The organism is [Rhizobium] kunmingense (assembly GCF_977018605.1).
In genome coordinates this window covers 230,001-241,851 of record NZ_CDRNXG010000002.1, presented here as the reverse complement: position 1 = coordinate 241,851, position 11,851 = coordinate 230,001, and the positions used below count along the sequence as shown (strand labels likewise).

At 58.1% G+C, this 11,851-nt stretch carries 7 protein-coding genes, 2 tRNA genes and 2 rRNA genes; 6 read left to right on the top strand and 5 right to left on the bottom strand.

Features of this window, described 5'->3' with window-relative positions; genetic code table 11:
- Positions 1-4 precede the first annotated feature (4 nt).
- The gene (locus AC0JZ4_RS19475; RefSeq protein ID WP_471888153.1) at positions 5-508 is read left to right on the top strand and encodes a lipocalin-like domain-containing protein; all 504 of its coding nucleotides are present in this window, start codon (positions 5-7) and stop codon (positions 506-508) included.
- Between the two features lie 15 nt (positions 509-523).
- Here AC0JZ4_RS19475 and AC0JZ4_RS19470 read toward each other — a convergent pair whose 3' ends face one another.
- The gene (locus tag AC0JZ4_RS19470) at positions 524-1,429 is read right to left on the bottom strand and encodes a LysR family transcriptional regulator (RefSeq protein ID WP_471888152.1); all 906 of its coding nucleotides are present in this window, start codon (positions 1,427-1,429) and stop codon (positions 524-526) included.
- A 117-nt stretch (positions 1,430-1,546) separates the two neighbouring features.
- Here AC0JZ4_RS19470 and AC0JZ4_RS19465 point away from each other — a divergent pair, with 117 nt between their 5' ends.
- The 5 genes from AC0JZ4_RS19465 (at position 1,547) to AC0JZ4_RS19445 (ending at position 6,810) form a co-directional block, all read left to right on the top strand.
- The gene (locus tag AC0JZ4_RS19465) at positions 1,547-2,536 is read left to right on the top strand and encodes an MBL fold metallo-hydrolase (RefSeq protein ID WP_471888151.1); all 990 of its coding nucleotides are present in this window, start codon (positions 1,547-1,549) and stop codon (positions 2,534-2,536) included.
- 30 nt (positions 2,537-2,566) lie between these two features.
- Positions 2,567-3,655, top strand: a complete 1,089-nt coding sequence (locus AC0JZ4_RS19460; protein ID WP_471888150.1) for an aldo/keto reductase — start codon at positions 2,567-2,569, stop codon at positions 3,653-3,655.
- 316 nt (positions 3,656-3,971) lie between these two features.
- Positions 3,972-5,003, top strand: a complete 1,032-nt coding sequence (locus AC0JZ4_RS19455) for an iron ABC transporter substrate-binding protein (RefSeq protein ID WP_471888149.1) — start codon at positions 3,972-3,974, stop codon at positions 5,001-5,003.
- A complete protein-coding gene (locus AC0JZ4_RS19450) occupies positions 5,000-6,031 on the top strand; it encodes a FecCD family ABC transporter permease (RefSeq protein WP_471888148.1) in 1,032 nt (343 codons plus the stop codon). Before AC0JZ4_RS19455 ends, AC0JZ4_RS19450 begins: the two co-directional genes overlap by 4 nt.
- Positions 6,028-6,810, top strand: coding sequence for an ABC transporter ATP-binding protein (locus AC0JZ4_RS19445; protein ID WP_471889037.1), 783 nt, complete (start codon positions 6,028-6,030; stop codon positions 6,808-6,810). Before AC0JZ4_RS19450 ends, AC0JZ4_RS19445 begins: the two co-directional genes overlap by 4 nt.
- Before the next feature lie 784 nt (positions 6,811-7,594).
- Here AC0JZ4_RS19445 and AC0JZ4_RS19440 read toward each other — a convergent pair.
- From AC0JZ4_RS19440 to AC0JZ4_RS19425, 4 genes are all read right to left on the bottom strand, one after another.
- Positions 7,595-7,671 (bottom strand) — tRNA-Met (locus AC0JZ4_RS19440).
- Positions 7,672-8,041: 370 nt separating this feature from the next.
- Positions 8,042-8,156 (bottom strand): 5S ribosomal RNA (rrf, locus tag AC0JZ4_RS19435).
- 111 nt (positions 8,157-8,267) lie between these two features.
- Positions 8,268-11,066: ribosomal RNA gene (locus AC0JZ4_RS19430) — 23S ribosomal RNA — on the bottom strand.
- 602 nt (positions 11,067-11,668) lie between these two features.
- Positions 11,669-11,744 (bottom strand) — tRNA-Ala (locus AC0JZ4_RS19425).
- Positions 11,745-11,851: the final 107 nt, after the last annotated feature.

The window sequence follows — 11,851 nt, the reverse complement described above, 5'->3', positions numbered from 1 at the left end:
CGACATGAGAAAATTCATCGCCGTTTTCGCAACAATCACGGCTACATTTCTGGGCGCTGACAACGACGCGCGCGCGGCGGAGCCGATGAACAAGGTCGCCGGCACCTGGCAAATGGTCTCGGCCCAGATCGACCCACTTGGCGCCAACACCCCGGCCTATGGGCCGAGGCCGAACGGCTGGCTTGTCTTCACAGAGGAACTTACCTTCGTGGAGGTGCTGACAGATTCCACCATTCCGAAATTCCAGTCCGACATTCGCGGCCGGGGGACCGATGCCGAAAACAGGGCCGCAATGGCGGGCAGCATCGGTTTCTTCGGCCGCTACACAGTCGATGACGCCGGAGAATTCAACGGCAACGTCCTCGAAGGCTCGACCTTTCCCAACTGGGTCGGTCACCGGCGCACGCGGGAACAACTCAGCATGACGGTGGTAGGCGACACGATGACAGAGGAGTTCCGGCGTCCCGATGGAACCGAAATCAAGATCGTCTGGGAAAGACTGCGATGAGGCGTAACCATGCCTTCAGCTCGCGCGACGATGGTTGTCTGCGCGAACGAAGTCCAGAAAGGCTCTCATTGCGGCGCTGGAATGGCGTTTGCTCGGATAATAGAGAAACCAGCTGGCGAGATCGGGACTCCAGTCCTGAAGGACCTCGACGAGATCGCCACTCTCCAGATATGGCGCTGCGTAGTCATCGATAACGTGCGCTACACCGTGGCCGGCCAGGGCGGCCTGAAGTTCGTTATGCGCTGAGCTGAGCGTGAGGCGGCCTTGAGGAACAAGCTCCACCGCCTCTCCGTCCTTTTCGAATTTCCACGAGGCCAGCGCGCCGCCGGGAAACCGGCGGCGGATGCACTCGTGGTGGACGAGGTCTGCCGGCGCCATGGGCAATCCGGCTTTGGCGACGTAATCATGCGAGGCGACGATCGAATATCGGAGTGACTGTCCGAGAGGGATAGCGATCATATCCTGCTCCAGCTGCTTGCCAAACCGAACGCCCATGTCGAAGCCCTGCTCGACGATATCGATCACCGCCGCGTCGCAAACGATCTCCACCTTGACCTCCTCGTGAAGCTGCATGAACTTCAAGACGAGGGGGCAGAGAAAATGGTCGACCGCGGGCGCCGGCGCATTGATGCGCAGGGTGCCGGATGGCTTTTCCTTCAACTGGTTGAGATCGTCGACCGCGATCCTGATATCCGCGAGCGCCGGCTTCAATCGCTCGAGCAGGCGTGCGCCGGCATCGGTTGGTGACACGCTTCTGGTCGTTCTGTTGAGCAGGCGGATCCCGAGAGCTTCTTCCAGACCGTTGATCGTCTGGCTAAGCGCCGATGACGAAATTCTTCGTTCGGCGGCCGCAGCCCGAAATCCGCCACATCTCACGATAGAAGCAAAAACCTCAAGGCTGTCGAGTCTCACATCATCCATTGCAAAGCCTGCCTTATCAACCTGATCGGGTTTTAATCACTTATCAGCGCAGTACTTCGGCGTCATGTAGGTACAGTCCGCAATTTGAAGCGGGGTGGTGACGAGAAGGATTTTGACATGGGCCCTTTGACCCTGAACAGGCGCACGATCATGGTTTCCGCCGTGGCGGCCGGTGCATCAACCTTGCTGCTCGGCAGTTCGACCGGATCGGCCCTCGCGCAAACACCGCCACCGCTCATCGGCAATGCCGGCCATTACCGTTTTCGGATCGGCGAGATCGACGCGACGGTTCTCAGCGACGGCATAATCGGAGGACCGCCGCGGATCTATGCAAGCGATGCATCCGAGGCCGAACTTCAGGAAGTTTTGCGCCGCGCGTTCCTCCCAGAGGATCATCTGGCTCTCAATCTCAATATACTGCTCATCGAGGTCCGCGATAGACGTGTGCTTCTGGAAGCTGGCGCAGGCACGACAATGGGGCCGAACGGCGGACGCATTTTCGAAAACCTGCAGTCGATCGGCCTCGCTGCGGCAGACATTGATGCGATCGTCGTGTCGCACACCCATCCCGACCATGTTGGCAACCTGCGTGCGACAGACGGTGGCAGGGCATTTCCGAATGCCGTCGTCTACGCACCACGCGCAGACTGGGACTTCTTCGTCAGCGGCAACCCCGATCTTTCCTACATGCCGGTGCCGGAGGATTTCAGGCAACGGTTCGGCGCGGCGATCAAGCGCAGTGTCGAACCTCTCGGAAAAGACGTCGAGCTTTACGAAGCGGGCGTGGAAATCATCCCCGGCCTGACCTCCATTCCGGCTGCAGGACATACGCCGGGAATGGCGGCTTTTCTGGTTCACTCGGGCAATGCCCAGCTGCTCCTGACTGCAGACCTCGCCTACCATCCGGTCGTCAATATCGACAATCCATGGCGCCCCGGGCCGGACCGGGACAAGCAAACGGCACATGCCTCCCGCAGCCGTATATTCGATATGGCGGCAGCCGATCGAATACCGGTTCTCGGCTTCCATTACCCCTTTCCCGGTCTCGGGCACATGCTCAAGACGGATAGCGGTTATGCCTGGGTGCCCGCGAACTGGCAGTTCTAGAAAATGAACTCCATCGAGAGGATATCAGCGATGAACTCGACAACCATCGACAGACGCGGTTTTATTGGTGCGATCGGAGCGACTGTGGCCGGTGCGGCAATAGCCGGTAGCGCAAGCGCCCAGCAGGCAACGGACACGCTAACATCCTCCAACTCCGTGTCTTCCCAGACCTTTCCTGTTCTGACACGCACCGTTCCCGCAACCGGCGAGCAGGTCAGCCTTCTCGGCCTGGGGACCTTCCTGACATTCGACAAAAGACCGGGGGAACCTCGTGACGATCTGCGAGAGGTTTTCCATCGCTATCTGGCCGGCGGCGGGCGAGTGATCGATACGTCACCGCTCTACGGCTCGGCAGAAGCAAGCGTCGGGCAGTTCATGGGGGAGAGCGAGCGGGCAGCCGGTATCTTTCTGACCAACAAGATCTGGTCGACGGGCGAATATCTCGGCGACGAGAGCCATGCCGTCGAAAGCTTCAGGCAGTCCAGGCTCAGGACGTGGCGCTCCAGGATAGAGGTGATGCAATGCCACAGCATCACGAATGCGCAAGTGGTCATCCCTCTGATGCAGTCCTGGAAGAAGGAAGGGCAGGTTGGCCATGTCGGCGTTACCCATCATGAGACGAGCGCACACGAGCAACTGATCCGTTTTATCGAGAACGGCAGCGTCGATTTCATCCAGACGAACTATTCGATCTTTGATCGGAATGCCGAGAAGCGCCTGCTTCCGGCGGCGGCCGACAGAGGTGTCGGGGTCCTGATAAATCTGCCCCTCGAGAAAGCACGTCTTCTCAAGGTCGTGGAGGGGCGCCCTCTGCCGGATTTCGCCAGCGAGTTCGAAGCCACTACGTGGGCGCAGTTCTTCCTCAAATGGGTCATGGCGCATCCCGCCGTCACCTGCGTCTTGTGCGGGACATCCAATCCGGACCATATGACGGACAATTTACGTGCCATGACGGGCCCGCTTCCTGACGAAGCGATGCGCCGCAGGATGGTCGCGCATATGGAGACGATCCCAAATTTCGCCTCGATCGGAAATATGCCTTGGTATCCGGACAAGGACCGAATGTATTCGGGTCTCATTCGTGACGCGCAAATGAGCGCACGACGCCGCTTGGACTGACGCTGCAGCGTCGATGAGCACGCCAAAATGGCGCTTGGGCGCCAGCTGCGTGGACTAACGCAACTGGCTTGAGGTCCTAGCCTTGCGCGTGTTCATAGTGTCCACTTAAATCAATGTGCTTCGAACCGATCACCGGTTAAAGGGCTGCGGCCCCAATCAAATACTGCCTTTGACTGTCTGCGCCGTTTAAACCGCAGGGCGAATGGTGTTTGCAATCGGCCTTAATCCGTGGCCAAGTGCAATCGAACCTACTCGACATATTCCATGGGATATCTCGGCATGCCATACTGCGCCTCAATTCATCTGGAGGCTCCTCATGCTGAAGCTGATCGTCGCGATCGCCTTCCTGTCCTTCTGCTCCACCACTGTTCTTGCCCGGCCGTTCACCGATGCCGGCGGACGAACGGTTGAGATCCCGGACAATGTCACGCGCGTGCTAACCGCCGGACCGCCGGCCTCAGTGCTGGTCTATGTGCTGGCGCCAGACAAGCTGACCGGCTGGGTGCGTGAGCCGAGCGCGGCCGAGAAGGAATTCCTGTCACCCAACGTCCGCGACCTGCCGACCTTCGGACGGCTAACCGGGCAAGGTGGCACAGCCAACATGGAGGCGGTGATTGCCGCAAGACCGGACCTCATCATAGATGTCGGCGGCGTCAACCCGACCTATATCTCGCTCGCTGACAAGGTGCAGCAGCAGACCGGCATTCCCTATGTGCTGCTCGACGGCAGCTTCAAAAACTCCGCCGAGACACTCCGGCAGGTGGGGGATCTTCTGGGCGTCGAGCCGCGCGCCGAAGAACTGGCGGCCTATGCCGAACAGACCTTGAAGACCCTAGATGACGGACTGGCGAAAGTGCCCTCCAGCGAGCGCCCGAAGGTCTATTATGGCCGCGGCCCGGAGGGATTGGAGACCGGGCTTGCCGGTTCCATTAATCTGGAAATTCTGGAAGCCGCCGGCGCCGCCAATGCCGCGGCATCAGCCGGCAAGGGCGGCCTGACCAATGTCTCGCTGGAACAGGTACTCGGCTGGAACCCGGACGTCATCCTCGCCGCCAGCCCGAAATTCGCCGCCGGCGTGAAGAGCGATCCGTCCTGGGCCAGCGTTACGGCGGTGAAGGACGGCAAGGTTTTTATCACGCCGCCTTTGCCCTTCGGCTGGTTCGACGCGCCACCCGGCATCAACCGCCTGATCGGCATCCGCTGGCTGGAGGCGCTGCTTTATCCGCAGGCCTTCAAGGGCGATCTGAGGGCCGATGTGAAAACCTTCTTCAAGCTCTTCTATCAAGTCGACGTGACGGACGCCCAGCTTGACACGCTGCTGAAAGGCGCCACAGCTAACCCCGGATGAGACCTGAAGCGAATATCGAGCGCGCAAACCGGAAGCTGGTCGTCCTAAGCGTGGCCGGCCTGCTGTTGCTGACGCTGGGGGCGATGGCAATCGGCAAATACTGGATCCCGCCCGGTACCATCCTGCGGGCTCTCGCGGCCGGGTTGACTGGCGGCCTATCGGATGTCGATCCGATCCAGCAGACGGTGATCTGGAACGTGCGCCTGCCTCGCGTCATGGCGGGCCTGTTGATAGGTGCCGCACTGGCGGCGGCCGGCGCCACCTATCAGGGCCTGTTCCGCAATCCCCTTGTTTCGCCAGATATTCTCGGCGTCTCCGCTGGCGCCAGCCTTGGTGCGGTTTTGGCCATCTTCTGGCGCATGCCCGTGCCCGTTATCCAGATCATGAGCTTCTGCGGCGGGCTTCTTGCGGTCGGCGCGGTCTATGCGGTGGGTGCTGTGATCCGCGGGCGCGATCCGACATTGACCCTGGTTCTCGCCGGCGTGGCGATCGGAGCCGTGGTCGGAGCCGGCATCTCTCTGATAAAAATCCTCGCCGATCCCTATGACCAGCTCCCGGCCATAACCTATTGGCTTCTCGGGAGCCTGACGGCGGTGAACCGTGCCGATGTCGCCGCCATCCTGCCCGCCATGATCCTCGGTCTCCTGCCGCTCTTTCTGCTGCGCTGGCGCATGAATGTCATGACGCTGGGCGACGAGGAGGCGCAGACGCTGGGCGTCGACACGCGCGTCACGCGGCTGGCGCTGGTGGTCGGCGCAACACTGATCACTGCCGCCTCGGTGTCGATCGCCGGCATTGTCGGCTGGGTCGGCCTCGTCATTCCGCATATCGCGCGGCTGCTGGTCGGGCCAGACTTCCGCCGCCTGCTTCCGGCCTCCATCATGCTCGGCGGCGGTTACATGCTGGTGGTCGATACGCTCGCCCGCAGCGTTGCACTCACGGAAATCCCGCTCGGCATCCTGACCGCCGTGGTCGGCGCCCCCTTCTTCCTCTGGCTGCTGGCATCGGGAAAGCGGGGCTGGTCCTGATGCTGGAGTTGCGCGACCTCTCGTTCGGCTATGGTGCACAAAGGATAGGGAGCAGCGTCTCGCTGACGCTTCGCCCCGGCAAAGTCCTGGCGCTGCTCGGGCCGAACGGCGCAGGCAAGACGACGCTGTTCAAGACCATGCTCGGGCTTTTGCCGCCACAGGCCGGCGACATATTGTTTGACGGAGCGTCTCTGACGAGGCTCGGCCGCGCCGAGCGGGCAAGGCGGATAGCCTATGTGCCGCAGGCCCACGACGCGCTGTTTCCCTTCACTGTGCGCGACGTGGTGCTGATGGGCCGGGCGGCGCAGGTGGCACCGTTTTCCGCGCCCGGCAGGCGGGACCGCGAACTCGCGGCCGATGCGCTCGACCGGATCGGCATGGCCCATCTGGCGGATCGGCCCTATACCGAGATTTCCGGTGGCGAGCGGCAGATGGTGCTGATTGCCCGGGCGTTGGCGCAGGAGCCGAAGGTTCTCGTCATGGACGAACCGACCGCCAGTCTCGATTACGGCAACCAGATGCGGGTTCTGTCCCATGTCCGTCGGCTTGCAAGCGAAGGCATGGCAATCGTGCTCTCCACCCACAATCCCGACCACGTTTTCATGGTCGCCGACCGGGTGGCGCTGCTGCACGAGGGCAGGTTTGCGGGCCTCGGATCGCCGACCGAGGTGCTGACACCCGCAACGGTCAAACAGCTTTATGATATCGATGTGGTGATGGGCGTGCTGCCGGGCAGCAGTTTCCAGGCCTGTTCGCCGCGTATAAAAACAGGAGAGTGACGATTGCGCGCGAGAGCGGGTTGCAGGCCTCCGCACCGCGGCCGACCGATGGCGACATGACCTTCACCAGCAACGTCTACTCTGGGCCCGCGCATGGCGACACCGCGACAGAGCAGTCCTTACGGACCGATCTGCCGCGTCGAGATCTACAAGCTTTGATTGCCAATGAGAGCTGCTCCGGCTTTGCCGGATACCTCCATTGAAAATAGCCCATGTTCCAAGCTTCCCTCATATGTCTTCAGCGGGGGCTGCGGAGTGATCGACATGGCGTTATTGGCGTGATCAGATTCTGGCATTTTCGCGCATATCTATCTATCCGCGAGGTTTTCCTCAAAGGCAGGCTATCTCGGATTCTTGAACTCCTTCAAGACAGGCGCTGCGCGACTGGCAGGTAACTAGAGGAAAGTCCTGGTGCGACGGTTCTGAGTTTCGGCATGGAGCCCAAAAAAACCGACCCCGTCTCGAAGACAGAGGCGCTGTGCCTCTCGCCCTTCTCCGCAGAGATATGTCTCACAAAACGCGATCCAATACGGCTGACGGATGCGCGAGCGGCCTCCGTGGCAGTTCAGGCAGTCATTATAGGTGGTCGCCCGCTCGGTCAGGCGGCGCAGCACGCGCATCACCGCTTTTCTCGCCAGATCATCCCTCCGCTTTGTTCTGCAGCGCTAAGTCTATCGTCCCGGCTTTAGGATCGATATGCCTTTCACGCTGTTCGGCGGTATTCTGTATTTGTGTCTTTCTCGCTATGTCTGTGTTGGCGTGTTTTATTTCTGTGGGGGAATATTGGTTGCGGGGGCAGGATTTGAACCTGCGGCCTTCAGGTTATGAGCCTGACGAGCTACCGGGCTGCTCCACCCCGCGTCACCAAGAATTCGGGCTTATCAGCCCGGAAGCAAGTCAGGCGTAGCCTGATGAGGTGAGACCGGAAGCAATCGATTAAGTATCGATTGCCGGTCGAACGGGCTGCTCCACCCCGCGTTTAGCACAAACCTTTGGTTTGTGCGAGTGCGTCACAGCTGCGCTGTGACGGTCACTGCCGGAGCAACGAGCTTGGCTCGTTGTCTCCTGTAAGGAGCGCACCGGCTATATCCTGTGCGCTGTCCTTCATTCATTTGAGCTTTGCAAACGACGAAGGGTCGCTTTGGGCGACCCTTTGGTATTGGCCAGGGGCCGTTTGTTTTCGTTATGAGAAGATTGTTTTCCATCTTGCGATGGACATTGCCTTTAGAAGACCTGGCAGCGACCTACTCTCCCGCGTCTTAAGACGGAGTACCATTGGCGCTGGGGCGTTTCACGGCCGTGTTCGGAATGGGAACGGGTGCGGCCGCCCCGCCATGACCACCAGGTCATCTAAGGGCAATGTGAAGAGAAGCTGGTTCACTCTTTGAGTGATTGATTTGAACACGTCTTTGTCTCACGGCCTGCGTTTGCAGGCGGATGAGCATTGATCAATGGGAACGATTAAGCCAATCGGGCTATTAGTAAGGCTAAGCTTCATGCATTACTGCACGTCCACACGCCTCCTATCAACGTGGTCGTCTACCACGGCCCTGATAGGGAATACTCGTTTTCAGGTTGGTTTCCCGCTTAGATGCCTTCAGCGGTTATCCATTCCATATATAGCTACCCTGCTATGCCGTTGGCACGACAACAGGTCCACCAGAGATATGTCCATCCCGGTCCTCTCGTACTAGGGACAGATCCTGTCAATATTCCTACACCCACGGCAGATAGGGACCGAACTGTCTCACGACGTTCTGAACCCAGCTCACGTACCGCTTTAATTGGCGAACAGCCAAACCCTTGGGACCTGCTCCAGCCCCAGGATGCGATGAGCCGACATCGAGGTGCCAAACAACCCCGTCGATATGGACTCTTGGGGGTCATCAGCCTGTTATCCCCGGCGTACCTTTTATCCGTTGAGCGATGGCCCTTCCACGCGGGACCACCGGATCACTATGACCGACTTTCGTCTCTGCTCGACTTGTCAGTCTCGCAGTCAGGCGGGCTTATGCCATTGCACTCGACGACCGATTTCCGACCGGTCTGAGCCCACCATCGCGCGCCTCCGTTACTCTTTCGGAGGCGACCGCCCCAGTCAAACTACCCACCATACACTGTCCCGGATCCGGATGACGGACCGCGGTTAGACATCCATGACGATAAGGGTGGTATTTCAAGGATGGCTCCACGAAGACTGGCGTCCCCGCTTCAAAGCCTACCACCTATCCTACACATGCCGACACGAATGCCAGTGTAAAGCTATAGTAAAGGTGCACGGGGTCTTTCCGTCTAACCGCAGGAACCCCGCATCTTCACGGGGAATTCAATTTCACTGAGTCTATGCTGGAGACAGCGGGGAAGTCGTTACGCCATTCGTGCAGGTCGGAACTTACCCGACAAGGAATTTCGCTACCTTAGGACCGTTATAGTTACGGCCGCCGTTTACTGGGGCTTCAATTCAAAGCTTGCACCTCTCCTTTTAACCTTCCAGCACCGGGCAGGCGTCAGACCCTATACGTCGTCTTTCGACTTCGCAGAGCCCTGTGTTTTTGATAAACAGTCGCTACCCCCTGGTCTGTGCCACCCTCTTCCACTTGCGTAAAAGAGGGTCACGCTTCTTCCGAAGTTACGCGTGCAATTTGCCGAGTTCCTTCAGCATAGTTCTCTCAAGCGCCTTGGTATACTCTACCTGACCACCTGTGTCGGTTTCGGGTACGGTCTATACGGTGGAGCTATTTCCTGGAACCGCTTCCCTGCAAGATCAATCCAATAAGACCTTACAAGTTACGCAATCCGTCACTACCACCAGGCCCACGAATATTAACGTGGTTCCCATCACCTACGCATTTCTGCCTCAGCTTAGGGGCCGGCTAACCCTGCTCAGATTAACTTTAAGCAGGAACCCTTGGTCTTTCGGCGAGGGGGTCTCTCACCCCCTTTGTCGTTACTCATGTCAACATTCGCACTTCCGATATCTCCAGGGGCCCTCACGGGTCCCCCTTCACAGACTTACGGAACGCTCCGCTACCACACATCTTACGATGTATCCTCAGCTTCGGTGCATGGCTTTAGCCCCGTTACATTTTCGGCGCAAAGACCCTTATTTAGACCAGTGAGCTGTTACGCTTTCTTTAAATGATGGCTGCTTCTAAGCCAACATCCTGGTTGTTTTGGGATCCTCACATCCTTTCCCACTTAGCCATGACTTGGGGACCTTAGCTGGAGGTCAGGGTTGTTGCCCTCTTCACGACGGACGTTAGCACCCGCCGTGTGTCTGCCGATTAGTACTCCCAGGTATTCGGAGTTTGGTTAGGATCAGTAAGACGGTGAGTCCCCATAGCCCATCCAGTGCTCTACCCCCTGGGGTATTCGATCGACGCTCTACCTAAATAGATTTCGCGGAGAACCAGCTATCTCCGAGTTTGATTGGCCTTTCACCCCTAGCCACAAGTCATCCCAATCTATTGCAACAGATGCGGGTTCGGTCCTCCAGTTGGTGTTACCCAACCTTCAACCTGCTCATGGCTAGATCACTCGGTTTCGGGTCTAATGCAACTAACTGAACGCCCTGTTCAGACTCGCTTTCGCTGCGCCTACACCTACCGGCTTAAGCTTGCTAGTTACACTAAGTCGTTGACCCATTATACAAAAGGTACGCCGTCAGGCTTGCGCCCTCCGACTGCTTGTAGGCATCCGGTTTCAGGTTCTATTTCACTCCCCTTGTCGGGGTGCTTTTCACCTTTCCCTCACGGTACTTGTTCGCTATCGGTCATGCACGAGTACTTAGGCTTGGAGAGTGGTCTCCCCATGTTCAGACAGGATTTCACGTGTCCCGCCCTACTCAAGGACAATGAGTGTTCTACGCTTACGGGGCTATCACCCACTATAGCCAGGCTTTCCAACCTGTTCAGCTTTATTCCTCATTGCCACTGGCCTGGTCCGCGTTCGCTCGCCACTACTTACGGAGTCTCGGTTGATGTCCTTTCCTTCAGGTACTTAGATGTTTCAGTTCCCTGAGTTCGCTTCTTACCCCTATGTATTCGAAGGTAAGATACCTTATAAACAATACCTAGAAACCTAAACCGTACCGAAGCACGGCTTAAACTTTCTAGGTATTTAAGGTGGGTTGCCCCATTCGGAGATCCATGGATCAAAGCTTATTCGCAGCTCCCCACAGCTTATCGCAGCGTATCACGTCCTTCTTCGCCTGTGCATGCCAAGGCATCCACCAAATGCCCTTACGACACTTAATCGTTCTCATTGCCAATGCTCATCAATATAGCCGCTCTGTTTCCAGAACGGCGGAAGGGCTACCTTTTACAACCCGACCTTCTCATGACGACATCGACGTGTTCTTGTTCGACAAGCCTGCTTTATCGGGGTCACGCCGAGCGACCCGCTTGCAGTCTTGTCTTAAGACCAGCTTCTCGAGATTAAATCCGGGTCCGTGCGGTTAGCAAACGGACATCAATAAGTCGTCAGAGATGCCATAACCCAAGGGTCAAAACACCAACAACGACCGACCAGAGTGACAAGCTTCCTATCTCCACCGATCCCTCTTTCGTGTCCGGCCGGCTAGGCCATCAACGACATCATAAGGATCAGCTTCAAACCCAGGCTTACCTTGCGGTAAATCCCAGACCTGGAAGCCTCCAGATCAATCTTCTCTTCACGATTTTTGCAGAACAGGCACAAACGCAGATCGCGTCGTGCAAACTTTTATTTCTTCAGAAGACAATGTCGGCCTTCGCCTCCAACGAAGCAAAGCTTCGCAAGGCCAAGGGCCGGCGCCGATCGTTCGGCGGCCCGTCCGGAGCGCAGCATCCGAAGGATGCGACAGCGTCAGGACCAAATATGGTGGAGCTGAGCGGGATCGAACCGCTGACCCCCTGCTTGCAAAGCAGGTGCTCTCCCAGCTGAGCTACAGCCCCAATCTCGTCAGGGAATAGGCACTAGCCAATAGGAATTAGCAAAAGCCCGTCCATCAACACCATGTTTCCGCAAAACCCATCCAGCAGGTCAAATCCGTCACCACATC